Annotated in this window: 23 protein-coding genes and 1 pseudogene; 2 read left to right on the top strand and 22 right to left on the bottom strand. The window is 38.1% G+C overall.

What is annotated here, in order from left to right; translation table 11 throughout:
* Window positions 1–256 precede the first annotated feature (256 nt).
* Together QZ375_RS10580 and QZ375_RS10575 are read left to right on the top strand one after the other, a co-directional pair.
* Window positions 257–1543: an RNA-binding domain-containing protein gene (locus tag QZ375_RS10580; RefSeq protein WP_295218837.1), complete on the top strand. Its 1287-nt coding sequence runs from the start codon at window positions 257–259 to the stop codon at window positions 1541–1543.
* 229 nt (window positions 1544–1772) lie between these two features.
* The gene (locus QZ375_RS10575) at window positions 1773–3467 is read left to right on the top strand and encodes an AAA family ATPase (RefSeq protein WP_295218834.1); all 1695 of its coding nucleotides are present in this window, start codon (window positions 1773–1775) and stop codon (window positions 3465–3467) included.
* A gap of 35 nt (window positions 3468–3502) precedes the next feature.
* Here the strand turns inward: QZ375_RS10575 and QZ375_RS10570 are convergent, their stop codons facing one another.
* The 22 genes and pseudogenes from QZ375_RS10570 to QZ375_RS10470 all read right to left on the bottom strand — a co-directional run bounded on the left by QZ375_RS10570 (window position 3503) and on the right by QZ375_RS10470 (window position 26405).
* Window positions 3503–3901, bottom strand: a complete 399-nt coding sequence (locus QZ375_RS10570) for a VanZ family protein (protein ID WP_295218832.1) — start codon at window positions 3899–3901, stop codon at window positions 3503–3505.
* Window positions 3894–5732, bottom strand: coding sequence for a glutamine--fructose-6-phosphate transaminase (isomerizing) (gene glmS, locus QZ375_RS10565; protein WP_295218829.1), 1839 nt, complete (start codon window positions 5730–5732; stop codon window positions 3894–3896). Before glmS ends, QZ375_RS10570 begins: the two co-directional genes overlap by 8 nt.
* 12 nt (window positions 5733–5744) lie before the next feature.
* Complete coding sequence (locus tag QZ375_RS10560; RefSeq protein WP_295218826.1) at window positions 5745–6983, bottom strand: nucleotide sugar dehydrogenase; 1239 nt, start codon at window positions 6981–6983, stop codon at window positions 5745–5747.
* Window positions 6984–7000: 17 nt separating this feature from the next.
* Window positions 7001–7792 (bottom strand): annotated as a pseudogene (locus QZ375_RS14300) (acyltransferase); the annotation flags it as partial.
* 260 nt (window positions 7793–8052) lie between these two features.
* Window positions 8053–9099: an NAD-dependent epimerase/dehydratase family protein gene (locus tag QZ375_RS10555; protein WP_295218824.1), complete on the bottom strand. Its 1047-nt coding sequence runs from the start codon at window positions 9097–9099 to the stop codon at window positions 8053–8055.
* Window positions 9096–10601 carry a sugar isomerase gene (locus QZ375_RS10550; protein WP_295218821.1) on the bottom strand — a complete coding sequence of 502 codons (1506 nt, stop codon included), beginning with the start codon at window positions 10599–10601 and terminating at the stop codon, window positions 9096–9098. The genes QZ375_RS10555 and QZ375_RS10550 overlap by 4 nt, the downstream gene beginning before the upstream one ends.
* A 9-nt stretch (window positions 10602–10610) precedes the next feature.
* Window positions 10611–11462, bottom strand: coding sequence for an ATP-grasp fold amidoligase family protein (locus QZ375_RS10545; protein WP_295218820.1), 852 nt, complete (start codon window positions 11460–11462; stop codon window positions 10611–10613).
* An 8-nt stretch (window positions 11463–11470) separates the two neighbouring features.
* Complete coding sequence (locus tag QZ375_RS10540) at window positions 11471–12625, bottom strand: EpsG family protein (protein WP_295218817.1); 1155 nt, start codon at window positions 12623–12625, stop codon at window positions 11471–11473.
* The gene (locus tag QZ375_RS10535) at window positions 12626–13723 is read right to left on the bottom strand and encodes a glycosyltransferase family 4 protein (protein WP_295218814.1); all 1098 of its coding nucleotides are present in this window, start codon (window positions 13721–13723) and stop codon (window positions 12626–12628) included.
* Between the two features lie 6 nt (window positions 13724–13729).
* Window positions 13730–14914, bottom strand: a complete 1185-nt coding sequence (locus QZ375_RS10530; protein ID WP_295218811.1) for a glycosyltransferase family 4 protein — start codon at window positions 14912–14914, stop codon at window positions 13730–13732.
* Entirely contained in the window at window positions 14911–16008 is a 1098-nt protein-coding gene (locus QZ375_RS10525) for a hypothetical protein (protein WP_295218808.1), read from the bottom strand. Before QZ375_RS10525 ends, QZ375_RS10530 begins: the two co-directional genes overlap by 4 nt.
* A 14-nt stretch (window positions 16009–16022) precedes the next feature.
* Window positions 16023–17045, bottom strand: a complete 1023-nt coding sequence (locus QZ375_RS10520; protein WP_295218806.1) for a hypothetical protein — start codon at window positions 17043–17045, stop codon at window positions 16023–16025.
* Window positions 17029–17556 carry a GNAT family protein gene (locus QZ375_RS10515; protein ID WP_295218804.1) on the bottom strand — a complete coding sequence of 176 codons (528 nt, stop codon included), beginning with the start codon at window positions 17554–17556 and terminating at the stop codon, window positions 17029–17031. Before QZ375_RS10515 ends, QZ375_RS10520 begins: the two co-directional genes overlap by 17 nt.
* Window positions 17540–18184: a sugar transferase gene (locus tag QZ375_RS10510; RefSeq protein ID WP_295218801.1), complete on the bottom strand. Its 645-nt coding sequence runs from the start codon at window positions 18182–18184 to the stop codon at window positions 17540–17542. Before QZ375_RS10510 ends, QZ375_RS10515 begins: the two co-directional genes overlap by 17 nt.
* On the bottom strand, window positions 18184–19446 hold the full coding sequence (locus QZ375_RS10505) for a DegT/DnrJ/EryC1/StrS family aminotransferase (protein ID WP_365728876.1): 1263 nt from the start codon (window positions 19444–19446) through the stop codon (window positions 18184–18186). Before QZ375_RS10505 ends, QZ375_RS10510 begins: the two co-directional genes overlap by 1 nt.
* 190 nt (window positions 19447–19636) lie before the next feature.
* On the bottom strand, window positions 19637–19768 hold the full coding sequence (locus tag QZ375_RS10500) for a hypothetical protein (protein WP_295218795.1): 132 nt from the start codon (window positions 19766–19768) through the stop codon (window positions 19637–19639).
* A gap of 55 nt (window positions 19769–19823) precedes the next feature.
* Window positions 19824–21746 carry a nucleoside-diphosphate sugar epimerase/dehydratase gene (locus QZ375_RS10495; protein WP_295218792.1) on the bottom strand — a complete coding sequence of 641 codons (1923 nt, stop codon included), beginning with the start codon at window positions 21744–21746 and terminating at the stop codon, window positions 19824–19826.
* 164 nt (window positions 21747–21910) lie between these two features.
* A complete protein-coding gene (locus QZ375_RS10490) occupies window positions 21911–22102 on the bottom strand; it encodes a helicase associated domain-containing protein (RefSeq protein WP_295218790.1) in 192 nt (63 codons plus the stop codon).
* Window positions 22048–23010 (bottom strand): helicase associated domain-containing protein, encoded by a 963-nt coding sequence (locus QZ375_RS10485; protein ID WP_295218788.1) that lies wholly within the window; start codon window positions 23008–23010, stop codon window positions 22048–22050. The genes QZ375_RS10490 and QZ375_RS10485 overlap by 55 nt, the downstream gene beginning before the upstream one ends.
* A gap of 181 nt (window positions 23011–23191) precedes the next feature.
* A complete protein-coding gene (locus QZ375_RS10480) occupies window positions 23192–23728 on the bottom strand; it encodes a CpsB/CapC family capsule biosynthesis tyrosine phosphatase (protein WP_295218785.1) in 537 nt (178 codons plus the stop codon).
* Window positions 23709–25256 carry a polysaccharide biosynthesis tyrosine autokinase gene (locus tag QZ375_RS10475; protein ID WP_295218782.1) on the bottom strand — a complete coding sequence of 516 codons (1548 nt, stop codon included), beginning with the start codon at window positions 25254–25256 and terminating at the stop codon, window positions 23709–23711. Before QZ375_RS10475 ends, QZ375_RS10480 begins: the two co-directional genes overlap by 20 nt.
* Before the next feature lie 72 nt (window positions 25257–25328).
* Window positions 25329–26405: a site-specific integrase gene (locus tag QZ375_RS10470; protein WP_295218780.1), complete on the bottom strand. Its 1077-nt coding sequence runs from the start codon at window positions 26403–26405 to the stop codon at window positions 25329–25331.
* Between the last annotated feature and the right edge of the window lie 560 nt (window positions 26406–26965).

Here is a 26965-nt window from a genome sequence, read left to right as displayed (position 1 = left end):
CATATCTTTTTACTTTTGTATATACTTTATAGACTACTTTTTGGATGAACCAAAATAAAGCAGATTGAATACACCGAAAATTTTTGAGCAGGCATTGTGAGCAGTTGACATCATGATGCTTTTTGCATAGATCGATTCCTGCGTGAAACCATAAGATTGACTGCAGAAGAAATGCTTGACTTTTTCTATTTCTTATGCTATACTTGTGGAAGAAACGAAAGCAAGTGAAAGAAAGAGAAAGAAAGGAATGAATCATATGTTTTTAGAAGACAGCAATACTGAATTCAAGGAAGTCTATGTAAATGACGTAAAAAAAGAAGTCGTTGCTTTTACCAATACAGATGGTGGGACGATATATATCGGCATATCTGATGATGGAAAAGTGGTCGGTCTGGATCACCTTGATTCTGTGATGACACAGACATCAAACGCCTTAAAAGACGGAATAAAGCCCGATGTTATGCCATTTGTGAAAATCTTCAGTGTAGAACTAGAAGGGAAAAATATTGTCAAAATCGAAGTAGCCACGGGTACGAACAAACCGTACTATCTTTCGGACAAAGGGCTAAAGCCATCGGGTGTATATGTACGAAAAAGTTCCTCGTCACAGCCTGTCAGTGATGAGGCGATTCGTGAACTTATCATCCAGACAAGTGGGATTTCTTATGAAACGTGCCGTTCGATGAATCAGGAGCTTTCTTTCACTTCTTTCACGGAAAAAATGAAAGAACGGAAACTGGACATAGGAGTATCTCAGTTTAGAACATTACACCTGATCGGAGAGGATGGACTATACACGAACCTTGCACTTTTGCTTTCCGATCAATGTGAACACACCCTAAAACTTGCTGTTTTTCAAGGGACAGACAAGGTCGTATTTCGTGACCGAAAAGAATTTTCAGGCTCGGTACTAAAACAGTTGGACGAAATGTACGAAGCGATTGATCGATATAACAAGATGCAGTCGACCATAAAGGGACTTTATCGTATTGACAAAAGGGACTACGATGAAGAGGCCTTGCGAGAAGCACTCCTCAACTGCATTGTGCACCGGGATTACTCTTTTAGTGCAAGCACACTTGTCAATATCTATGATGACCGCATTGAATTTGTGTCTCTCGGCGGACTTGTAAAGGGATTGTCAATGGACGCTATTTACATGGGTGTCTCTCAATCCAGAAATCCAAATCTTGCCGCCGTATTCTATCGAATGAAGCTGATCGAAAGCTACGGAACAGGAATCGGGAAAATCCGCCGTGCTTATAAAGATCTTTCCCAAAAACCAATCTTTGAATCAGCAGCCGGAGCTTTTCGATTGACATTACCCAATATGAATGCTATTGCAGATGACACGCCAGAATCAGATGTTTCTGCACTTGTTATGGCGTATATCAAAGAGAATGGCTCTATAAGCCGTCTGGAAACAGAAAAAATAACGGGATTAAAAGTTACTGCATCATATAAGCTGCTGAAAGAAATGTGTGCGGAGCATTTGATAAAATCAGTTGGAAAAGGAAAACTTACGAAATATGTGGTGGATTAGTGGGGGGGTCATTGTGGAAAGTATTCCTTTATCTGCTTGCTTCCACTGTTCATCTGTTAAATTACTTGTATATCTCATACTCTTTATTTTATCATATTTTTTCTATGTGGACAAGTTCTCAAATTACCCGTTCCGATGAAAAATTCTATGAAATCAAGTTGATTTCCGAGTGGGTTTATGATATAATGGTTACAACAAAGATTTTCACATAGATTTTGAGGTGAGGGATATGGAAAAAAAACCACTGCCGATCGGCATAGAAGATTTCAAAGAAGTAATAGATTTAAAATATTACTTTGTTGACAAAACTTTGATGATAAAGGAACTTATTGAAAGTCAGGTAAAGATCGGTTTATTTACACGACCAAGGAGATTTGGCAAGACGCTGAACATGAGTATGCTGCAACGCTTTTTTGAAAAGACGGAGGAAAGCAACGCCTATCTGTTTGACGGATTGAAAATCTCGACATATCCTGCATATATGAAATATCAGGGACATTACCCTGTCATCAGCATTTCTCTGAAGAGCATGAAACAAGCGAATTTTGCGGAATCCTTTGATGTTTTCAAGGAACTGATACGGGATGAGATGCTCCGGCATAAAAATATATTGTTTCACAGTTCTGCAATCGAAAAAACCGATTTGGATAAGCTGACAAGATTTCTTGAATTGAAAGCGGATAAAAGTGATTACAACACCTCGATCTGCTTTCTCTCAAAGCTGCTTGCAACTGCATACAACCAAAAAGTTATCATTCTGATAGATGAATACGATGTTCCGCTTGAAAACGCATTTCATCAGGGGTTCTATACAGAAATGGTAAATCTGATCCGTTCCGTATTTGAATCAGCACTGAAAACAAATGCTTCCCTTGACCGTGCATTTTTGACAGGATGCCTGCGAGTTTCAAGAGAAAGTATTTTCACGGGACTTAATAATCTTCAGATGTTTTCAATCATGAGTACAAAATTTGATGACAGCTTTGGATTCACGCAGGAAGAAATCGACAATGTTCTTGAATACTACCATTTAACAAACAAATCTTCAGACATTAAGCATTGGTATGATGGCTATAAATTCAATGATGTTGAAATATATAATCCATGGAGCGTATTGAATTATATCTCGGAAGCGGTTGAAAAAGATTCTGTTCCGTGCAAGCCTTACTGGTCCAACACCAGTTCCAACGAAATTGTCAAGCGTCTGATCGAAGAATCCAACGACAGAACGAAGAATACCATTGAGGAACTGATAAACGGTACACCTGTCAGAGCACAGATCTATGAAGATGTGACGTATGGAACCATAGACATTAACAGTGAATATATCTGGAGTTTTCTGCTGTTTACCGGTTATCTGAAAGTGATCTCTTATGAAACCGTCGGTGATGAGACCTATTATAACATGGTGATCCCGAATACGGAGATCCGAAGTATCTATAAAAATACAATTCGTGCCTGGTTTGAGAAGAAAATCAATGCGGACAGCAGAACGGATATCCTTGAATCCATTATTCATGGAGAACCGGAGAAGTTGGAAAGCTTGCTGAGAAAGTGGCTTCTTGAAACAATCAGCTGTCATGATGAAAAGGAAAGCTACTATCACGGATTTGTGACAGGACTTGTTTCAGGCTTTGCAGATTACGAAGTGCAGTCCAATGTGGAATCTGGCGAAGGACGGTTTGATCTGGTTATCAAACAACGTTCGGACGCTGAATATGCAGCAATACTGGAATTCAAAATTGCAAAGGAATTCAGAGATATGTCTGCAAAATGCGATGAGGCTCTGAAGCAGATTGAAGAGAAGAAATACATCACAACACTAAAGAATGAACTTTATAGAAACGTTTCCAAGTATGGCATCAGCTTCTGCAAGAAAAGATGTCAGGTAAAATTTGGCGGGACGGAAAAGTTTGTGTACTGATATCATACAGCAAAAAACCTTGAAGATTGATTTCCTCAAGGTTTTATTTTTTTCCAACCCCAATACCCCATACAAGCGCCCAGCGTATTGTGGAACACATCGTCAAACTCACAAAGTCCTCTGCCGGTGAAATACTGCGTGATTTCAATAAAAGCAGAGAACAAAAGTGCTGTCAGGAATACAGCAAAAAATCTCTGAAACTTTTGATGCAGACATGGGAGCAGAAATCCCATGGGCATCAGCATGAGAATATTACACCCGATCTGCTGTGTCCAGTAGAGCTTTCTGTCTGTTGTGAGAAGTTCACGCAGTTCCCAGAATGGTGTCAGCATCGCCCTGCGTTCTCCCCACTGCCTGTCGATCAGGGTCAGCCACAGAACGATAAATATATATATCAAAGACACTGCAATGAGCAGTGCTTTCCGCTTACTCAACAGTCACACTCTTGGCAAGATTTCTCGGCTTATCCACGTCAAATCCCTTGCCTACGGAGACATAGTAGGACAGCAATTGCAGTGGAATTACAGCAAGACTGCCTGCAAAGAGGTTGTCGATTTTCGGAATATACACGGTAAAGTCCGCAACATCTTCCATGTTGTAATTGCCGTATGTTGTCAGTCCGAACAGCTTTGCACCACGGCTCTTTACCTCTACCATATTGCTGATTGTTTTCTCATAGAGTGCCGACTGAGTCACAACGCTGAATACCACTGTACCGTCCTCAATTAAGCTGATCGGGCCGTGTTTCAGTTCACCTGCGGCATATGCCTCAGAATGGATATAGCTGATCTCTTTCAGTTTCAGGCTGCCCTCCATACCAATGGCGTAGTCAATGCCACGACCGATGAAGAAAGCATCTTTGATGTTAACGATCTTAGAGGCATACCACTGTAAACGTTCTTTGTCCTCCAGGATCTTTTCAATTTTTTCAGGAATGGTATTGATTTCCGCTGTGAGCTCTGCAAATCGCTCCTCTGTGATCTCCCCTCTTGCTTTGGCGAACTGCATAGCAAGGAGATAAGCAGCGATAAGCTGACAGCTATATGCTTTTGTGGTAGCAACGGAGATCTCCGGCCCTGCAAGCGTATAGAACACGTTATCTGCTTCTCTTGCGATAGACGAACCTACTACGTTGACAATACCAAGGGTTTTCACGCCCTTTTCCTTGCAAAGACGAAGTGCTGCAAGGCTGTCTGCGGTTTCGCCTGACTGGCTGATGATAATGGCAAGGCTGTTTTTCGCAAGCTGCATTTCTCTGTAGCGGAATTCCGATGCAAGTTCCACACGGACAGACAGAGAGGTCAGCTTTTCCAGAACATACTGTGCCGCCATACCCACATGATACGCCGAACCGCAGGCGATGATATACACCTGTTGAATGTTCTGCATCTCTGTATCCGTCAGACCAACGCTTTCAAAGCTGATGCTGCCGTCTTTCAGAACAGAATTGATAGTATCTCTGACCACTTTCGGCTGTTCGTGAATTTCCTTTAACATAAAATGCTCGTAGCCGCTCTTTTCTGCGGCTTCCGCATCCCAGTCAATGGTTTTCATTTCTTTCTGAATTTCTTCACCATCAAGGTTATAGAATGTCACTTCACCCTTGGTCAGTCTTGCAAGTTCCAGATTGCCGATGTAGTAGACATTTCTGGTATACTTCAGAATTGCCGGAACGTCAGAAGCGAGATAACTCTCACCGCCTGTGACACCGATGATCATAGGGCTGTCTTTTCTGGCAGCGTAGATCTCACCAGGATATTCCTTGAACATAACTGCAAGGGCATAAGAGCCACGGATTCTGACAAGTGCATGGTTCAGAGCATCTACCGGTGTTCCGAGATACTTCTTGTAGTAATAGTCGATCAGCTTGACAGCGACTTCGGTATCGGTCTGAGATTTGAAGGTATAGCCCTTTTTGACCAGCTTTTCACGGAGTTCCTGATAGTTTTCGATTATGCCATTATGTACTGCAATGACGTTTTCATCATCGCTGCAATGGGGATGTGCATTGGTAGCAGACGGTTCACCGTGTGTTGCCCAGCGAGTGTGACCGATACCGCAATTGCCCTTAACCGCTTTGCCGTCATTGGTCATCTCTTTCAGGACTTTCAGCTTACCCTTTGCCTTGACAATTTCCGGTTCCGCATCGCCGTTTCTGACTGCGATACCGGCTGAATCATAGCCCCTGTATTCCAGTTTAGACAGACCGTCCAACAGGATCGGTGCTGCTTCATTTTTTCCTGTAAACCCAACAATTCCGCACATGATTTGCTCCTTTTAGTCTCTTCTGAAAATATCTCTGGTGTAGACTTTCTCCCCTACATCGTCCAGACAGGAATCATACCTGTTTGCAATGATGGCATCAGACATTTCCTTGAATTTTGCAAGGTCGTTGACAACAACGCTTCCAAAGAAGGTTTCGCCGTCCTTGAGTGTTGGTTCATAGATGATGACTGCTGCACCCTTTGCCTTCACTCTCTTCATGACCCCTTGAATCGAGGACTGGCGGAAGTTATCACTGTTGGATTTCATCGTCAGACGATACACGCCGATCACGATCTGCTTTTCCGCATCAGCGTTCCAGTCGTTATTTTTACTGTAATCGTAATAACCTGCCTTTTCAAGAACTCTGTCTGCAATGAAGTCCTTACGGGTTCTGTTTGACTCTACGATTGCAGACATCATATTCTGCGGCACATCAGCATAATTTGCAAGAAGCTGCTTGGTATCCTTCGGCAGACAATAGCCACCATAACCGAAAGAAGGGTTGTTATAGTGTGTTCCGATACGAGGATCAAGGCACACGCCGTCGATGATCTGCTGTGTGTTCAGACCTTTCATCTCCGCATAGGTGTCCAGTTCGTTGAAATATGACACTCTGAGTGCGAGATAGGTATTGGCAAAGAGCTTGACTGCCTCTGCCTCCGTAAATCCCATAAACAGTGTGTCGATATTCTCTTTGATCGCACCCTGCTGGAGAAGTCCTGCGAAAGTATGGGCAGCGTTTACCAGTCTTTCATCGTCCATATCTGTTCCCACGATGATTCTGGACGGATAGAGATTGTCATAGAGTGCCTTGGATTCACGGAGAAACTCAGGGCTGAAAATGATATTCTTGCTGCCTGTTTTCTCACGGACAGACTGCGTATATCCAACCGGAATTGTGGACTTGATGACCATAATGGCATTCGGGTTATACTTCATCACAAGGTCAATGACTGCTTCTACCGCACTGGTATCGAAAAAGTTTTTCTTGCTGTCATAGTTGGTCGGTGCAGCAATGACTACAAAATCTGCGTCCTTGTATGCCGATTCTGCATCAAGTGTCGCTGTCAGGTCAAGTTCCTTTTCCGCAAGGTACTTCTCAATGTAATCGTCCTGAATCGGCGATTTTCTGTGGTTGATGAGGTCTACCTTTTCGGGTATGATGTCTACTGCGGTTACGGTATTGTGTTGTGCGAGTAGTGTTGCGATGGATAAACCTACATATCCTGTTCCTGCGACTGCGATTTTCATAAAAATCCTCCATTTTATTACTTCTCTCCAAGCAAAAATCTTGTTAATTTAAAATTCATCATAACATAACTTATAGTAAAAGAAAATGTTAATGCAATTACAAAGTTCAATATTGAATTTATATAAGGATTAACTTTACCATTAAACAATAAAATAGTAAAATAAATTATCTGTTGATGAAACAAATATATTGGCATTGATTTTGAAGATAATGCCTTAAATATTTTATTGTTTTGCCAATTTATCTTATTCGCCAACGTTTGCAAGCCGTAAAAAGCAGCAAATGCTCCACAAATATTCAAAGTATAATTCAATCCACTCAATAGCAATTTGAAAATAACGCCTTCATACGATTTAATAATTTGACATATAATAAACAAAACTATATCTAACAGTATATATATCGTTAATGGGACTCTCATTGTTATACTTTCACGATGTTGTCTTAATCTCATTCCAATAATAAAAAATGTAAAATACCTGAGCGAATACCATATACAAAAATAATTAGTTATATTCAACATCAGTCCTACTGAACCTAGTCCATATGAAAAAATGGAAATAAAAGTTGTCATAATTATGCTCTTGCAAATATAATTATTCAGCAAGTATACAAATATAAATACCCAGAACAACATCCATAAAAACCATAATTGACTCGGAGATGTCGCTAAAAAATACTTTTTTAGTATATCTGATAATGTATAATGTGAGATATAATTGGTAATTGGTATAACCCACAATACACTTACAAAGATATATGGCACTATTAGTCTTTTTATTTTGTTATACAAAAAGGGTTTGAATTCACTATATTTCTTTTTTTTCGTTTTTCAAAAAATAAAAGATATAACCAGATACCAGTGTAAAAGCATACACATGAAACGAATTCAACCAACTTGAAATAACAGCTAAACTTTTTGATTCAAATACCGGCGTAACTTCTGTTAACCATGATTCACTCCAAAATAAAATACTATGATAAAATACTATTATTATCATCAAAACAGTTTTGATGAAATAGCAGTTGTCCAATTGTTTTTTTGCTAATATTTTATCCATAATCAACCTACTTTAAATAGAATTCTTTGTACCACTCAGCAAACTTTCTGAGTCCCTCTCGAAGGCTTGTACTCGGTTTGAATCCCAAGTCTGCTTCCAATGCACTTGTATCGGCATATGTGACCGGTACATCGCCTGGCTGCATTGGCACAAGTTCCTTATGTGCATCAAAATCATAAGCCTGCGGCAGAACTCCTGCACGAACCAACTCTTCGCTGAGTATCTGAACAAAATCAAGGAGATTTTCAGGGTTGTTGTTTCCGATGTTATAGATCTTATATGGCGGTATCGGTAATCCGTCTTCACCATTTTTCTTTTCAGGCGGACTCATCATAACACGCTTTACGCCTTCAATGATATCATCAACATATGTAAAGTCACGTTTACAGTTACCATAGTTGAAAATCTTGATTGTTTCACCCTTTACAAGCTTATTGGTAAATCCGAAGTATGCCATATCAGGACGACCTGCCGGACCGTAAACTGTGAAAAAGCGAAGTCCTGTTGACGGAATATTATACAGCTTTGAGTAGGCATGAGCCATTAATTCGTTTGATTTTTTCGTTGCGGCATAAAGTGAAACAGGATTGTCCACTTTGTCGTCTGTACTAAACGGAACTTTCTTGTTACCACCATATACACTCGATGAACTTGCATAAACCAGATGTTCCACAGGGTGATTTCTGCAAGCTTCAAGAATATTATAGAAACCTACAATATTCGATTCAATATATGTATCAGGATTTGTGATGCTGTATCGCACCCCTGCCTGTGCGGCAAGATTTACAACAATATCAGGCTTATATTCTGTAAATATCTTCTCAATCAATGCCCCATCTGCAAGATTGCCCTTGATAAATGTATACTTGCAATCAGGTTTTGTTTTCGAAAGTTCCTCGATTTCTCTAAGACGATATTCCTTTATGGATACATCGTAATAGTCGTTTACGCTGTCAAAACCAATAATATTTATTGCTTCATTTGTTTTCAGAAGCTCTTTTACAAGATTGCTTCCAATAAAACCGGCTGAGCCGGTGATTAAGATTGTTTTCATTTTACAAATTTCCCCTTTATCCTCTTAAACATAGATGATATTCTTTCTCGATAAAAAACAACGTTTACTAAAACTGCTATAACAAGCCAAATCGCAAATACTTCAAAAGCAAGTAAGAACCACGAAACATAAGAAACAGACAACATTGGTATCTTAAAAGTTGCAAGATTTGCGATAATTACAGTTATCGCATCCACCCCACACTGCTTCAAAAAATTTTTAAACGGCCAACAAATGATATTCTTTGAATCATATCTTGCCATCCATACTGTTTGATATGCCATAGCTACCAAAGTACCAATGGACACACCGATAAGTCCCCATATTTTTACAGTCGCAATAGAAATAACAATATTCAAAATCATTGCTACAATGTAATTACTCTGTGTTTGCTTATAATGTCCTGCGGCTAAAATTAAAATATTATAAGGAAGTCTAAGGCAGTGTCCTGCATTTGCCACCGTTATTAAAACCGCAAATAATGGCTGAATATAGTCAGCATCGTTAATTCCATTTGTATACACCCTTACAAAATTAACAAGCAAAACTCCCGTGCAACCAAAAATTAATGTTGTACCAGTATGCAAGATCCACTCAACATAGCCAAAAAAATTATTAAGCTTTTTCGTTTCTTTTTTTGCTAACATCTCTCCTATGAGCGACTGAAATCCATTCGTCATTGACAAAAGTGCATTTTTCACTCCAAGAATTACAATATTATAGACAGAGTAAATTGAGACATTTGCAAGCGTTGAAAACAAAGTCAATACAATATTATCTGTTCCTCCAAGGACATAAGCTGCAAAATGCTGAGCCATTCCATTCCATTTTTGCTTGATAGGCTCTTCAGTATATGTAATTTTTCTGTTTATCGAATAATGTTTTTTTACATAAAGAACAAGAAAAAACGGACGAATCAAAAATATGAGTGATGTTGTTAGTTTTACTATTTGAATAGATGCACCTAACTTAATCACAATATAGCAAGCTATTGTATTGAGAATCAGTGTAATGATCTGTGCTGTATACTGAATGTATCCACGTTGATCCGCATTTAATAGCAAGCTGTTTACTATACCAAAATAGTACTGTGCAAAAGAACTGATGCATATCGCTGCAATCAATAATGCGGTATACATATGACCGAAACTCTTGTTAACAATCAGCGGATAAAATATCATCAGCAATACTACATAAACAAGCAGAATCTCGGCAAGTCTTCTAAAAAATTTATTCGCTGACACATATATTTTACTGATCATATCAGTGTCATTTTCAGCCAGTGGTTTATATAACGCTGATTGCACAACAGCACCAACGCCTAAATCTAGTAGAGTTATCACTCCAAGAAACTGCGTGATGCTGTTTACAAGCCCGTTGACATCTGAACCAAAGGACTCAAGTATCAGACGTGGCAATATAAATCCACATATCACAGTTACAAACTGCAAGATCAGTGAAGTTACTGTATTTAGTGCTAATTTTTTACCTCTTCCAGCCATTATATTAAATTATCCTCTCTTATCGGGAAGGTTTATCCAATTTCCAAATTTCAAATCATAACTTTCCGGAATTATTTTATCAAAACCACTTGCATCAAAGAAAGTAAGTTCCCCAAAATAAATCTGCCCACTTACTTCATAAAAGTCAACTCTTAATGTTGCAGTACCCGTTGCGAGCTTTTCAGCAAGTTCAAACATCTTCTCATAATTTACAGGCTTCTCAGGTTTAACATCTGCATGAGGATAGCCCCATGTAAAATCGAGCCAATTATAAGATTCATCAAAATAATCTGCTCTTGTATTTGTACCTCTATCCGTGTTTATCATGCAAAATTTAGCTTTTCCGTTAAAAGTATAAATCTTATAATCTCTTAGTTCTCTAAATTTTTCATCTTCCATATACTTTTCGGCAATAATCTTTCTTGGAACATTTTTATATGGCCATTCACGACCATACCAATATCCATTAACCTTCAATCTTGGTTCTAAAAACCTTTTTGCCCTCTCAATATCAAAAGAGTTTTTATCTTTACAGATACAAACACTTTTTGAATCATGATTACACTTTAAAACAAATTGATTTGGAAGTTCATCAAAATCAATATCTTCAATAGAATCATACACTCCCAAAGTTGGGATAACATATTTTTCCCCAATCTTACCTGCAACAAATCTTTTGACCCCAATTTTATCTACCATAATTGTATAAACAGGATTTCTATCGTAAAGCTTTAACCATTGCAACTTTTCATTAAAAGTTTGAGGATTCTTAAAAGACACCCACTTTCTAAAATGCTTATAGTACATAAATCTTAAATATGTTTTGTCTGGAATGAATTTTAATAAAGAATACTTATTCATGATTAGCCTCACAATTCAAAAAATTTCAAACTGCACAAATCACCTCTGGCACAAGCTAAAGCAAGCATTAATGTGCAATATACAACCGTATTTTCTTTAAGTGTTTTTTCTTCATTCTCATTATTTACTAATTTAAATGTTGAAATCATCAATGGCATTGTTAAGATGCAAATATACCAGCTTAATCTTAGAAAGAAATTAAACTCAATAAAGAATATAATTACATCAATAATAATCAAAGGACATATATATCTAACCAGACTTAAAGTTGGTTCATCGTTTGAAAATTCTTTGTTATACGTTCTTTTATATCCAAAAAACTTTTTCAAAAAGTAAATTGTCAACAATAGAGACATCACACTCAAAATTCTCTCCCAAACATAGGTATAGCCATCTCCAGAAGAAGCAATTGACACATAATTATCTCCCTTTTCAAATAATGCCAATATATATTTTTGTCCATAAATCCAAATTACACCACATAAAACACCTGAGCATATTAATCTGAAAATTACTTGTACTGGATTTTTAGCCTTTTCTATTATTAAAAATATAATTCTATATAAAAGAACGACTTGTCCCATAACATGAAGAGATGCCCCTAAAATATATAGTGGAAATATAAAAATCAACTTCTTTTTTTTGTAGAATTCTATATAAACACAAAAAGCACATATTGATAACGCCATAATTGTTCTGATGTTACTAATTATCTGCATCATCAATCCACGCGACATAAACGAAAATAAAGCCAATGCTATATACATGGGGTTTGCATCAGTTTCGTTTGATTCACTTTTTAATATCGAGAAGCAAAATGAAAATGTAATAATGGCGGATATTGCTGGCAAAAAATTATCATTGTGTATCTTTCCAATCAGACCAAGATATAATCCAGTTCCAGGAGTAGATGATTTTAATACCTTATCTTTTATAGTAATTAAATTTCCATCAGAATAATACTTCATTGTATTAAGTAATCTATACAAATCCGCCCCAGTATGTGGGATAAAGAAATAGCCCATAATTCCTAAAACTAATATATATATCAACAATATTCGTTTTATTTCTTTGCTGTTTTTACTCTTTGCAATTAAATCGCAAAAGATAATTAATACAAATAAATAAATAAATAAGCTTATCAATCTACCAACAATATACATTTATTTCCTACCATAATAAACAATCGAGTTATCTTTCATGTTTTGCATCTTTGCAATCAATTTCCAAGAATACTTTTTTGATAATTCTATAGAATTTATACTATATTTCTTTACATCACTAAAGCTATCAATCATCCTCTTAAATGTATCAGCTATACTTTCAACATTACTATCAGCTGTCCAACCAGCATTATACTTATCAATATCATCTCTCATATTAGAACCAGTTGTTGCAATAACAGGTAATCCATAAGAAAGAGCCTCTATCAATGCCATAGGATGTCCTTCAAAACGAGATGGTATTACAAAAACATCGCTATCAAGCAACATTTTTTCTTTTTCTTCTCCATATACAGCTTCATGAAAAAGAATAATATCTTGCAGTTCCTTTTCAGTCACCATTTCTTTTAATGCTTCCAATTTTCCTTCTCTATCAGGACCACAAATTGTAATAGTACAATTTTCCTTAAAAAGATCTTCTTTAATCAATGAACAAGCTTCTATCAATAAATCTAAACCTTTTTGATATGGTTCAATTCTTCCTATAGAAATACACTTTATACCATCTCTAGAGAAATCTTTTTTAACGTTAGCTGGAATATCAATACCATTAGGAATCACAATGTGTTTTGAATTCCATTCGTCACCTGAATCTATGTACTCCTGTTCAGTTAAGTATTGAATGGCTGAAGCATTTCTCGCAAATTTTCTGAATAGAAACAGATTAGCTAATCTTTTCTTCATTCTTTTTCTCATTTGAGCCTGATGTGTGAATTCACCACGAGGAATAATTATATATGGGATTTTTCCTTTAACAAGCTCTTTTCTGATGTTGTTTCTCGCCATATTATAGAACTGCTCAACAATTATGATATCCGGTTTATTAAACGGTTCAGGCAAACTATAAATGGATTCATCAGGAAATTCGGTTAAATCATGATAGTAAGATAATGATCTCCATTCCTCTTTTCCCTTAACAGTAACATTATACCAAAATACATTATCAACTTTTGTCTGTGCCTCAATTTGCTTCGGAACACTATAAGTTGGACCTGCAAATGATAATCCACTCAAATTGGAAATAAACAAAATATTCATTTTTTATTACCCCAGTATACAATCGATTAATAACTGATATGAACTTTTCCTATCAAACTTTTCCTCAGCACATCTTCGTGCGTTTCCACCCATGTTAGTTCTAAGTGTTGAGTCATTAACAAGCAAAATTATTTTCTCAGCAATTTCTCTTGAATCACCATTTTCACAATTAAATCCCATCTTATATTCATCAACCAAATCTCTGTACTCTTGACATTCCTGGGTATTAATGACAGGCAATTCTGAAGCAGCATAATCACCATGTTTGTTTATAATGCTTCCGGCTGACCTAGTTACAATGGGATTAACTGTCATATCACAAGCAGACAAAAGGCCGCACATTTTCGGATAAGCTAATCTTCCAGTAAAAATACAATCAACATTTTTCTTTTTGGAGTACTCTTCAAATTCTACTCTTCTTGGTCCATCACCCATTACAATAAACTTTGGAACACTTAGTCCTTTTTCTTTAATTATTGCTAATGCATCAATAACACAGGTTAAATCATAACTTGCACCAAGAGTTCCACAATAGGCAATCCAAATTTCACCTTCGGGCTTGTCTACAGGATTCTCAATGACATTTTTATCAAAAGTATCAAGATTTGTACCAAGAAAGACAACGTGACTGTTCTTGCATTTTGAATTTACAGACATTGCTCTATTTGCATATGTATTTGAAACAGCACAAATCCCATCTGCATTACTGTAAATCTTATCCGCAAGCCTTTTAAATGGTGCATAAACAATTTTGTTGAGTATAGGTGGATTGAATACCATTTGAAATGCTTCAGGCCACAGATCTTGAATATCAATTACAAATTTAACATCATTTTTTTTGCAATAATCAGATGCAATTGATGGAGCTGTAAGTGAAGGTACAGCACAATATATCACATCTGGTTTCTTTCGATTTTCTAAATATTTTTTTACTTCTTTTCCCCATTTATGATGACTCATAAAACGTTTGATACTAATATTTCTTTTATAACCAGGTTCGTGAAGAAAGGTTATCTTAAACGACCAATTATGTGTAAGAGGATTTTTTGTTTTTTTTGATACATGACTAAAACTCGATGTAATTATCTCAACATCATTTTCTTTTGAAAGTTCCTTACATAGATACATAAATCTACCGTTATCTGATTTTGAAAAATCACGGCAAAAATTTGCTATAATTAATATATTCATGATAAATTCTCACCCACATCAAAAATAGATTCACTTTCCAAAATAATCGGTTCAACATCAACGTCTCGAAGAAATACATATGGTTTTTCATAATGATAAAATGGTAATCTCTCCACACGATCAGCATTACCATCTTCAATAATCTTTATAGTATCCTCTATGAGATCAAATCCAACATGTGCCATGACACCTGCATATGCCATATGACGAATATTTACTTCAGTCACTTTCATTTTTCCATCTTTATCTTCCTTCAAATCAAAAGAAAGGATACCATGAGCTGGAACGCCAAGCTTTTTCTCCAAGTATTTTATACAACTATCACAAAATTCATTTATTCTATCTTCATTTAAAAATCTTCCAAAATGTGTATTTCCAGTTACATGTGATGGTGCTGTATTTGCCATTACATATTCTACACATTCAAGTGCCGCACCTTTTACATACTCACCATTATAATAAAGCATCTCATTAGCCAAATGACGACCAGTAAGAAATTCACTAACTGTAAATTCAGGAATTTTTGAATTTATAAATAACCAACTTTTATAACTGCTTATATCATCTAATTTAAGAGAGCCTAGTCCACCAGTTCCTTCTGTTGCACGTATCCAACAAGGAAAACCAATTTCTTTCTCAACATCACTAAAACGCGGATTATCCTGCGTAATTTTAATTGTCTTTGGTATATACTCAGTGCCTTCAAGGAGATCTGCCATTATAGACTTATCTCTTAAGGATTCAGAAAGTAACTTACAACCCATAAACACAGGACACGGATACCTACCATTCTTTTCATAGTAATCTCCCCATTTAACAATCTCTGCTTCAGGTTGTACAAAGGCATAGTCTATATCTTTTTCAGAAACAAGCTTTTCTATCCAAGGAAAATAATCTTCTGAATCACAACGTGGACAAACATAATATTCATCTACTAATTTTTTTTCGTTTTTTATTGTCATAAAAAAGCCAATAGCTTTTTTATCTATGTCACAACCAATTATTCTATAATCAGGATGATTCTTTCTAATAATTGTTGTAATTGAACGTGGTGTCAATCCACCAATTCCCGTTACTAAAATTGTTTTACCCATATTTTTTCCTCTTTTCAATTATTCAGAACATCGACAATTCTTTGCATATCATCTTCACTATATCTCTGATCACAAATCAACGACAATTCCATTTCATATAGATTAGATTGGCATGATGCACTTGGATGTGGCCAATGGACAGGACAGTATATCTGATTATCTATCAATTTTTTTCTTATTGCGTTGCGTTTTCCAGGTGCAATAACAACAGGAATAAATAAAGGACAGTCCATACTATCAATAGGAAAAAGAAAACTAACATCCTGATTGAATTCTAACCCCTTATATAATATCCTTGCATTACTTATCCTTATTTTACGTTGCTTTTGATAATCAACATTTAGCAAAATTTTCCTTGAATATTCATCAATAGCTAAACACGAATAGTGTTTTGCGAGCCATTCATTTGATTCAGAGAAAGCATTTAAAAAAGTGGATTTATCAATATCCGAATCTCCAGATAAATATTGCCCTTTCATTTTCATAGCTTTCATTTTTTTATTCAAAAAAGTTTCAGGTGGTTGCTCTAATTCGAAATCAAGTGCTATACTTTTTCTTACTGCAAAATATCCTCCACATAAAACTGGTTCCCATTTTCTTAGAGAGGCTACAAGATAATCGCTTGTTTTATGAAATTGCTTCATTGAAAGAAAACTATGTGTTATATCTTCAATGACAATTCCACCTCTTTCTTTAAATTCATCTAAATAGGGCATTGATAGCTTGAAACCAAAATAATTGCACCATAATAAACAATCTACATCATTTGGAATATCTATTTTGAATGTTATATTCTTATCAAAATATACAGGATAAAAGCATACTTCTATTCCAGCTTGTCTAAATGGTTCTATCATTGAATCACAACAATACGAAGGAAGCATTGCCTTTCTTACATTTTTTTCGTTTCTTAGTACAGTTTCGATTGCTGTTCTTCCTGAGAAAACAAAATTAAAACAATTCCCCCAACATAATGCACTGTTTGCTTTTACATGTTTGGTTTCTGAATAATAAAACTCACTACCTATTTCTCCCATAATACTCTTCCTTTAACAAAGAATACGAAACTATGTTATGATATACACCGTTTTTATAGATTCTTTGCCTTAGTATTCCATCTTCATTAAAGCCTAATTTTATCCAAAGTTTACGACTGCTCTCATTTCTTTCAATTACATTCGCTGTTAAACAATGCATATTCAATTCATCAAAACAATATCTAATTATTAAACTAAGTGTACGTGTTGCAATACCTTTCCCTCTCGCACTCTTCAATAATTTAATATTCATATTTGATGTACGATTTTTCATATCTATCGATGAAATTATAGCAACACCAACGGCTTCTTCATCAACATCAATAATATAACGAACTGTGGTATCATCAGAAATATTCAAAATCCATTTCTTTTGAGATGACAGTGAAACGGGATACGACCAACCAAAAACAGAGTTTTCAACTTCAGGATCATTAATCAAATTCATTAGAATATGGGCATCACTTTCTTCTATGGCACGTAATAAAACAACATCATCTTTTAATATCATTCATTCGTTCCTCCATTTGCATTTGACGATACTTATCAAAATCGATAGTAATTCCTGTTCCTCTTACCACTATTCCTTCACTCTTTATAATCTTTTTTATAGTTAGAAAAACAATTTTTAAATCTTCCAAAAAAGAGATATTGTCAATATACTCTAAATCATATTCAAATCGCTGTTCCCATTGTAGGCCATTTCTTCCATTAATCTGAGCCAAGCCACTTAATCCTGGTCTTACATCATGACGATGCCTTTCTTTATCTGTATAATATGGCAAATATTGTGGAACAAGGGGTCTCGGACCAATAGCACTCATATCCCCCACAAGAATATTCACAAGCTCCGGCAATTCATCAAGGCTTGTACTCCTCAGAATCCTGCCATACTTATTCAGTCTGACATCATCTGGGAGCAAGTTGCCATTTTTATCCTTACGATTATCCATTGTTCTGAACTTGATCAGCTTGAAGATTTTCTCATCTTTTCCAGGTCTTTGCTGTGTAAAGAACGGATTACCGCCCATAAAAACAGCACCAAGGAGAATCAGTATCAGCAGTAACGGCGACAGCACGATCAATGCACAAAGGCTCAGAACAAAGTCCAGTATTCTCTTTATGTATTTTGCGTACATCAGTCAAAACAACTCCTGATTATCTGAATAATTACATCCTGTTCCTCCGCTGTCATTTTATTATCAGACGGCAGACACAGACCTCTTTCAAAAATATCTGCTCCGACATCTTCCAGATCACCTGCGATATAGGCATTCGTCTGACCTCTTCCATTGCCATTCACAGTCACAAACGGATTCATTCTGTAGATAGGCTGCATATGCATCGGCTTCCAAATTGGTCTGCCTTCTGCGTTATATTTTGCAAGTGTCTCAAGAATCTCAGTCGGACAACTTTTTCCACTCTCGGAAATATAGAGAGCATTCTGTTCGCCTCTGACTTGTTTGCACATTGCCTCTTTGTTGATGATCATGCAGCTAAGCCAGAAATTCGGTTCGCTGTTCTTCTCATCATAAGGATTCATCTGGACTGGAAGACCTTTGAAACCCTCTTTATATCGCATATAGATTGCCTTTTTCTGTGCAATATGTTCTTCCAGATACGGAATTTGTCCACGAACAACACCGGCAATAATATTTGACATTCTGTAGTTGTATCCGATTTCTTCATGCTGATACCAGGGAGCAGATTCACGGCTCTGTGTAGACCATTTTCTCACCTTATCAGCATCAGCTTTATTATCTGTCAGGAACATACCACCTGAAGACCCTGTGATGATTTTATTTCCGTTAAAGCTGATGATATTACCTATTCCGAAAGTGCCTGTCTGTTTGCCTTTATAAGTAGCACCAAAGGATTCCGCAGCATCTTCCACGAGAATAGCGTTATGCTTTTCGCAGACTGCCATAATTTCATCAAGCTTGGCAGGCGTTCCATAGAGATGAACAAGAACGACCAGTTTCACATCAGGATAAATTTCAAATGCTTTTTCCAGTGCAACAGGGTCCATATTCCATGTGTCACGCTCAGTATCGATGAAAACAGCCTCACCGTCCTCATATGCAACAGGATTTACTGTTGCATCAAACGTCATATCAGAACAGAAAACCTTATGTCCCTGAAGTGTTCCAGCATTCGGTTTTGCCTGCCCATAGAGCTTTTCACCGGCAAGTTTGATTGCAAGATGCAAAGCACCTGTACCGCATGAGAGTGCAACTGCGTACTTGCAGCCGATCTTCTCTGCAACCAGAGTCTCTACACTGTCAACGTTTTCGCCGGCTGTTGTAATCCAGTTTTTCTCAAATGCATCATTTACCCATTTCTGTTCATCGCCGTGCATTGTCGGAGATGAAAGCCAGATTTTCTTTTCAAATGGTTTCATTTTATCCATCCCTATTCTATGAATTTCACCCGAAGGTGCATATTAAGCCATATCCCATTTCTAAAACACCACATAAAGAGCATTAGTGATACAAACGATTTTTCAACGGAAATTTATGCGATATTGCTGGATTCAAGCATAAATCAAACTATAAATCAGTCATTTCTCCCGTTTTCCAACACAATCCCATTTATATTATTGCTCTTTCACCGGCTGTTGTAATCCAGTTTTTCTCAAATGCATTATTTACCCATTTCTGTTCATCGCCGTGCATTGTTGGTGATGAAAGCCAGATTTTCTTTTTGAATGGTTGTAAATCCATTTTATCTCACTCCATGATCGAATCCTAAAATTCATTTTGCTTCACATAAAAATGTTCATCCTGTCGCTTTTACCAAAGCCTTCCGATTAAATTCTTCCGGTGTCACAAAGGTCGGTACCATATCGTGCAATGCTTGTACAGCAACTTCCTCGTCATTCTGTTCCGCTGCCTCACGTAGCTTATCCAATTTTCTCAGGAATTGCTTAGCATCAATTTCGATCTGTTTGCCGATAAAGATCAGCTTGTTGGAGGTTTTCCGCAAGCCTTCTTCATTCATCAGCAGTTCTTCTTTAATTTTTTCGCCAGGTCTGAGCCCTGTAAAAATAATGTCCACATCCTGATACGGGCGCTTGCCATACATCCGGATCAGATTTTCTGCCAATGCTACGATCCGCACCGGCTTTCCCATATCCAGAACGAAAATTTCGCCGCCGTCTGCAATCGCTGCTGCTTCCATCACAAGACTCACCGCTTCCGGAATCGTCATAAAGTAGCGGATAATATCCGGATGCGTTACCGTTACTGGCTTGCCCTGTTCGATCTGACGCTTGAACAGAGGGATCACAGAACCATTTGACCCCAGAACATTGCCAAACCGTGTTGTCACAAATTCTGTTTTGCCGTCATGTGTCTGAGACAGATATTGAATAATCATCTCACAGCAACGCTTGGATGCTCCCATAACATTGGTAGGATTGACCGCCTTGTCTGTGGAGATCATCACAAATTTCTCGGCATCGTAATACTGTGCCAGAGTCGCAGTGTTAAATGTTCCGATCACATTGTTTTTGATTGCCTCCATAGGGGAGTCCTCCATGAGCGGCACATGCTTGTGTGCTGCTGCATGGAACACAATATCCGGGCGATATTTGTCAAAGATCTGATTCATACGGAAATAATCCCGTACCGATGCGATCAATGTGATGAAATTCAGATCACTTCCATACGCCATTCGCAGTTCCTGCTGAATATCATAGGCGTTGTTCTCGTAAATATCCACGATAATGATCTGCTTCGGCATATACTTTGCAATTTGCCGCACCAGTTCCGAACCAATGCTGCCGCCTCCACCAGTTACCATACAAACCTTTCCACGAATAAAATTTCGGATGTCTGCATTGTCAAACTTGATCGGTTCTCTTCCCAACAGATCTTCTACTTTAATATCATGAATCTGATTGAGCAGTGTCTGCTTGTTGTCCATATTCTCAAAGATCAGATCGCTGATAAACGGAATGACCTTGACTGGCACCTCTGTCTTTGCACAAATATCCAGAATCCGCTTTCGCTCATCCTCCAGACAAGAGGGAATCGCAAAGATGATCTGTTCAATGTGCATCTGCTCGACATACTTCTTGATCTCATTGGTAGTGCCGACAATTGGAACGCCTCGCAGTTTGGTTCCGATTTTACTCGTGTCATCGTCGATCACGCAAACTGGAAGATAGGGAACTTCTGTCTGATTCGGGCATTCCTGTGCCTGAAAAATTTCTCCCAGCAGCATTTTAGCAGCTCGTCCGCCGCCAACGATCATGGTCAGCTTATTCTTTTTGGCTTCGTTCCGACCGCAGCTGATGAGTTCTACAAAAGTCTGCTTAAATGCAAAGCGGAATAGACATACACCTGCAATCGCAGTCAAACCATGCAGTACAGCGTACAGTACCGGCAAATTTCCACGAATCACATATACGAAAATACTTGCCGCAAGAATTCCTGTTCCGATGCCATAGACACAGGACAAGTAGTCCTTTGCATTGAAATAACGCCATAGCTTTCCATAAGCACCAAATACAAATTGTGCTGCAACACAGCAAAACACACTGACGATAATAGAGATCACCATACTATGCTGTGTAATGCCATGCCCTAATTCTGTCAGAACAAAATTGGACAATAGCGCTGCAATCACGACAATAAAACCATCTGCAACTGCAAGCACGATCTTTCGGAATTGAAACTTCTTTACAAGTTCCTTCATGTTGTCTCCCCCTACCAGAACATCCTGAATCTATTCATCTCTTTTTTCCGGCGATAACTAGTGCAAATAAGCCTATACCTAATGTAGAGCCGATTGGTATTCCCAACAGTAATCCAATCCAAAAATGCATATTATCGCCTCATCTTTCTTTTTCCCCACATAACTCACCAGATCATTCCGATCTGATTCAGCAGATCGATTCGTTCCTGACTGATCTTACCTGTCTGATATCCCTCTCGCTGCGTGTATAACCATTTTCCAATGGAGATTCCGTTTTCATCGATATAATCAAATGCAACGTTCAGATCATGATGTACTTGATAATAAACTTTGCAGGCACGGTATTTTTTCGCCACGATTGCTCTCCCTCCGCACTCTGAATCACGCCGATTCCAATCAGCTTTTCCGCTTTCTCCGGATCTAACTTTCCGGAACGCATCAGAGACTTTTGCACATACAGCCATCTTCCCAGTTTCATGCCATATTTTGAGGCATAGCTTCTTGGCACATTGACATTCTGGAATTTTTCCCGATACTGTACCAATTCCTGATAATAGGATTCCCAGGAATAATAGAACTTGGAAATTGTCCGATGATTTTCTTCTATGGCATTTAACATATATTTTTTTGTCATGCCTACTGCCATCAATTTTTTGGCTCGTTTCGGAGATAGCTTATCATCCCGAAAAGCACGAATCTGCTTCTTATACCACTTTTCCAGGCTTATATTTTGCTCCAACTTTTCCAGATCCGGTGTCCCGTCTGCTTTTTGGTATTGCTGCATCTGTGTACAGAGCATGTCCCACCGACGTTCCCGGTATTCTTCCAATGTCAAAGCCGGACAACCGTCTACCATCGAAAGCATCTTCACCTGACTATATCCCAGCTTTTCAATGTCTGTTTCATACAGATGCACTTGTTCCCGAAACCAATCCATCAGATTCTCTCCGTGATAGAGGACAGATTCCGGAAGCCTTCCCTGCTCCTGATAAGCTTTTACGATCAAACGCATTCGATACTCCCAGTTTGTGACCTGTTCCCAGTCCAAACCAGCATTCTGTAACGGTTCGATTCTTTGCTCCATTTTGGGATTACAGTTTTTATAATTGTAAATTTCCAAGAATACAAATGCACCTAAAGCAAATCCACTGGGTGTGCGGTAATCTCTGGAAAGATCTTGAAGCGTGCCATGCTGTGCGACATACGCCTCTATTTCCCGCAGTCCCTGCTCAAAATGTATATCTCTTGCTTTTACCCCGATCATGTCTTTCTGATTCCCCAATATTCTCCTATAGTTTATGCTTTCTGTAAATGCTGCTCCAGCAGCGCATTCGATTTTTCCAAAACTTCTGACTTTACCTTTTTTTGCAGTAAATCAAAATTTGGCTTTCGATCTGTTAGATTATGACAGTCTGAACCAAATAAAAAAGGAAGTTCCCGCCGGATCACTTCTTTCGCAATTTTTCGCTGCGAAAAGCTTTCAAATGCCTCTGCATTGATCTGAAAGATCGTATCAAACTCATCATCTGCTTGATCTGTGCTTTGCTGTACCAATCGAAATATCGGTGCACATGAGCCAGAATCGGTGTCAGGTGATATGTCATTGCAATGTTGTCGATCTCTTCTTCCATCCAATCCTGATACGGTGCATAGGGCAATTCCAGCAGGATCAGGTCTGTTCCTTCGATCGCCAGCTTTTCAATCTCCGGCGTATCACACAATCCTTTTTCAATTGCCACCTCTGCACCCAACAGAATATTTGAAATGGGCGGATTTGCCTCCATCAGTTTTTCAAATTTTCGCTGTCGCCGTTCCAGATAGGATGCGACACTTTTCTCCCGGTGACAGTAAAAATGCGGTGTTGCGAGCACTCGTGTGATGCCTTGTTTCTGCATCATTTGCAGCATATTCACAGACATTTCTACGCTTTTGCTGCCGTCATCCATTTCCGGCAGAATATGATTATGACAATCCGTCAGCATCTTCCTCATCCTTTACATGTTCCGGTGCAGCTTCTTTCGGAGCTGCTGCTGCCTTTTCACTGCCATAATGATAATTATAATTGTACTTATACTTATATTTGTACTTGTAGTTGGAATAATAACCAGTACCATGCTTATGCTGTACTTCATTCAGTACAAAGCCCAGAATATTGCAGTTTGCCAGTTCCAGCTGTTTCTGTGCATCTTCCAGTTCTGTAAAAGTCGTTGTCCCATAGTGTACGACCATGACAACGCCGGCAATGGAATTTGCCAGGCCTGCAACGTCGGAAACAATATTAATCGGGGCACAGTCTACCAGGATCATATCATACTGTGCTTTCAGCTTGTCCAACAGCTCCGCCATTTGCTTGGATGCCAGCAGTTCTGAGGGATTCGGCGGAATCGTTCCGGCAGTCAGAATGTCCAGATTGCCAATGACCTGCTTGTGCATTGCCTTATCCAGCAATTTTTCATCGGTGATCACATTAGAAAGACCGATCTTATTGGACAGGTGAAAATTCTTGTGCTGTACCGGCTTTCGCATATCTGCGTCAATGAGCAAGATTTTTTTGTCTGTTTCGGACATGGCAGTTGCCAGATTTGCAATTGTTACAGACTTACCATCACTTGGATTGGAGCTGGTTACAGCAACGATCTTGTTTTCACTGGTAGAAACCAGAAAGTTCAGCGATGAACGGAAGGACTTATAGGTTTCCAGAATATTAAAAGGAATATTTGGATTGTTGTAAATCAGCTTGTTCTTTCGATCCGCAGAAGTACCCCGATCTTTTTTCTTCACTTTTCCGCCGATATTCTGAATTTCTCCGATAATCGGCTTCTGGAATTTCTCATTTAGTTCTGTGGTATCCTTGACAGTATTGTCAAAGAAATCGATCACCAGGATCACCAGAACCGCAAGCATAATGCCTGCTGCAAAGCCTATCGCTGTATTTTTCGTCACGTTCGGAGAAACTGGTGTGTCATACACCTTTGCATCTCCAATTTTTTCAACAGAACCTGCTCCGACAACCCGAATCAAAAAATCCGGTGCTACATCTGCCATAATATTGCACAGTTCTGAAGAAAGTGCTGCATCTTTTGTAGTTGCTGTGATTTTCAGCACTTCTGTTTCATCTACTGCTGTCATCTGAAAACAGCTTTTCAGACTGGAATCCGTGATCTTTCCATTTTTCACGGTGAAATACTGCTGTAGTTCTTCTTCCGAATAGTGTTCCTGTAACTTAGAACCCACTTCATCCATTACCACATCATTATTCAGAATGACAATATAAGTACTTACCAGCGATTTGGAAACAGTCAGGTCATTATTATTGATGCCCTGTTGCTGCTGTTCCTGATTTTCACTGTTTTTAACGTACATAGAGATATTGGACTGGTATTCTTTTGGTATCACAAAGTAGGACACACCGAAAGTACCTGCGGCTCCTACAATTGCTGCCGCGACGATCCACCAAATATGTCCCAGCATCAAAAAAATCAGATCTTTTATTGTGTAACTTTTCTTCATCGCCTGTCCAATCCTCGCTTTATTTTGTCTGAAATATCGCAAAAGGCAACCTTTTGCGATATTTCGAGCAGATTATACGAACAGATGCAGTCGATCCATCAGCATTGCCTTTTGGGCAAAAGAAGAATGCACATACTTATTCAGCGTGGTTTCTACCGAAGCATGCCCTAAAAGCTCCGAAAGTGTTTTCACATCAAACCCAAGCTGAATACAATTGGTGGCAAACATATGCCGCAGTGCATGAAAGTGAATTGACGGCAGTTTTCCGTTTTTCAGGATTCGTGCAAAGCGATATTGCAAAGTGCGAGGCTCCATCGGGCGTTCTTTTCCAGATACCAGAAAAGCATCGCCATTTCTGGTATGTGCTTTCAAGATGTCAGCCATATATTCCGGAATGGGAACAGTCCGCTTGGAACTCTCTGTTTTCGGTTCCGTTAAGATCAACTTTGTTTTGGAAAGCTGATCGGGGCATTGAATACGCTGAATGGTTTTCTTGACGGTCAAAACTCGTTTTTCCAGATCAATATCATTCCACTGTAAAGCACAGAGTTCTCCAATGCGTATTCCAGTTGCCATGGAGAGTAAAATACCCAGATTAGAAGGTACAAAAGCTTTTTTTACAAGCATATGCTGTAGTTCTTTGGCATGATTCTGTGACAGGATCTGAATTTCAGGAGCATTTTTCTTTAATGGTGCGATTCCTGTCATCGGGTTAGCAGTGTGATAGATACGAGTGCTATACTTGAAAATCGACTTTAACAGTACCAAAATGTCCGAAATATAACGATTAGAAAGTCCAGCATTCTGTTTCTGAGCAATGAAAGCATAGATTTCATCTGCGGATATTTCACACAGCTTCATTGTTCCAAATGTCGGTAAAAGATGCTTTTGTGCCTTCATCATATAGTTGGAACAAGTAGATTCCTTGATAGAAAGCCGGATATTCTGGAGCCATTTCTGAAAGGCATCGGAAAATGTGACCGTTGGTGCAGTATGCTCTGGTGCTTTCTTTTGCTTTTTCTGCATTTTTTGAATAACCTCGTCTTTTGTTTTTCCAAAGAAATAGAAAAAATGACGTTTCCCATTTTTTTCTTTGGCTTTGGTGATCCTGCCTTCCCAGCGTCCGTCTTTGCGGTGATAAAGATTCATGTTGTATCCTCCATATTTTGTAGTTTCTAATTTTTATGTAATGAAGAGGAAAAGCAAAATGGTAGAAAAATAGCAATTTGTACATTTCCATATACAATAAATTTGCTTTTCCATACACTACGACGATTTTTCTTTGTATTTCATAATTATATCATTTTTCTATTGCATTTTCTTAGCTTTTGTAGTATAATGTAGAAGTTGATTCGCATAAGCTATCACAAAAATTGAAAATAAAAAAAGCTTTCGCAAAAGGTTGCCTTTTGCGAAAGCTTTTTTCTTCTATTTCGTTTCATTTATATTCAAAAAAATAATGCAAATAGAATAATTTTTTGATTTCCCAGTTTTGAAATCCTCAAACGTATGCGACCAAACTCATCTGCTGCATCTTTTCGTTTTTCCATGAAACTGTTGTATAAATCATTATACGTCAGTCGTCCATTTCTTCCCGCAATTTCACATACCTTTCCTGCGAAAGCGGCTCTTTTGCCATTCTGTCGTATGGCTGCATTTCATCTTTATAGTCAATACAGATATGGCGGGTTTGAATTTTTTTTTTTTTT

The sequence above is a fragment of the Ruminococcus sp. genome (assembly GCF_019417665.1).
Taxonomy (GTDB): Bacteria; Bacillota; Clostridia; order Oscillospirales; family Ruminococcaceae; genus Ruminococcus_C.
This window is presented reverse-complemented; position numbering and strand designations above follow the sequence as displayed.

Excerpts from the sequence above, each read along its gene's own strand:
- QZ375_RS10525 (WP_295218808.1), bottom strand. The coding sequence starts at position 16,008 with ATGGGTAAAACAATTTTAGTAACGGGAATTGGTGGATTGACACCACGT.
- QZ375_RS10575 (WP_295218834.1), top strand. The coding sequence starts at position 1,773 with ATGGAAAAAAAACCACTGCCGATCGGCATAGAAGATTTCAAAGAAGTA.
- QZ375_RS10545 (WP_295218820.1), bottom strand. The coding sequence starts at position 11,462 with ATGAATAAGTATTCTTTATTAAAATTCATTCCAGACAAAACATATTTA.
- glmS (WP_295218829.1), bottom strand. The coding sequence starts at position 5,732 with ATGTGCGGAATTGTTGGGTTTACAGGAAAAAATGAAGCAGCACCGATC.
- QZ375_RS10500 (WP_295218795.1), bottom strand. The coding sequence starts at position 19,768 with ATGGATTTACAACCATTCAAAAAGAAAATCTGGCTTTCATCACCAACA.
- QZ375_RS10520 (WP_295218806.1), bottom strand. The coding sequence starts at position 17,045 with ATGGGAGAAATAGGTAGTGAGTTTTATTATTCAGAAACCAAACATGTA.
- QZ375_RS10505 (WP_365728876.1), bottom strand. The coding sequence starts at position 19,446 with ATGAAACCATTTGAAAAGAAAATCTGGCTTTCATCTCCGACAATGCAC.
- QZ375_RS10555 (WP_295218824.1), bottom strand. The coding sequence starts at position 9,099 with ATGAAAACAATCTTAATCACCGGCTCAGCCGGTTTTATTGGAAGCAAT.
- QZ375_RS10530 (WP_295218811.1), bottom strand. The coding sequence starts at position 14,914 with ATGAATATATTAATTATAGCAAATTTTTGCCGTGATTTTTCAAAATCA.
- QZ375_RS10580 (WP_295218837.1), top strand. The coding sequence starts at position 257 with ATGTTTTTAGAAGACAGCAATACTGAATTCAAGGAAGTCTATGTAAAT.
- QZ375_RS10510 (WP_295218801.1), bottom strand. The coding sequence starts at position 18,184 with ATGTACGCAAAATACATAAAGAGAATACTGGACTTTGTTCTGAGCCTT.
- QZ375_RS10550 (WP_295218821.1), bottom strand. The coding sequence starts at position 10,601 with ATGGCTGGAAGAGGTAAAAAATTAGCACTAAATACAGTAACTTCACTG.
- QZ375_RS10515 (WP_295218804.1), bottom strand. The coding sequence starts at position 17,556 with ATGATATTAAAAGATGATGTTGTTTTATTACGTGCCATAGAAGAAAGT.
- QZ375_RS10470 (WP_295218780.1), bottom strand. The coding sequence starts at position 26,405 with ATGAATCTTTATCACCGCAAAGACGGACGCTGGGAAGGCAGGATCACC.
- QZ375_RS10535 (WP_295218814.1), bottom strand. The coding sequence starts at position 13,723 with ATGAATATTTTGTTTATTTCCAATTTGAGTGGATTATCATTTGCAGGT.
- QZ375_RS10485 (WP_295218788.1), bottom strand. The coding sequence starts at position 23,010 with ATGATCGGGGTAAAAGCAAGAGATATACATTTTGAGCAGGGACTGCGG.
- QZ375_RS10475 (WP_295218782.1), bottom strand. The coding sequence starts at position 25,256 with ATGAAGAAAAGTTACACAATAAAAGATCTGATTTTTTTGATGCTGGGA.
- QZ375_RS10480 (WP_295218785.1), bottom strand. The coding sequence starts at position 23,728 with ATGCTGACGGATTGTCATAATCATATTCTGCCGGAAATGGATGACGGC.
- QZ375_RS10495 (WP_295218792.1), bottom strand. The coding sequence starts at position 21,746 with ATGAAGGAACTTGTAAAGAAGTTTCAATTCCGAAAGATCGTGCTTGCA.
- QZ375_RS10540 (WP_295218817.1), bottom strand. The coding sequence starts at position 12,625 with ATGTATATTGTTGGTAGATTGATAAGCTTATTTATTTATTTATTTGTA.
- QZ375_RS10560 (WP_295218826.1), bottom strand. The coding sequence starts at position 6,983 with ATGAAAATCGCAGTCGCAGGAACAGGATATGTAGGTTTATCCATCGCA.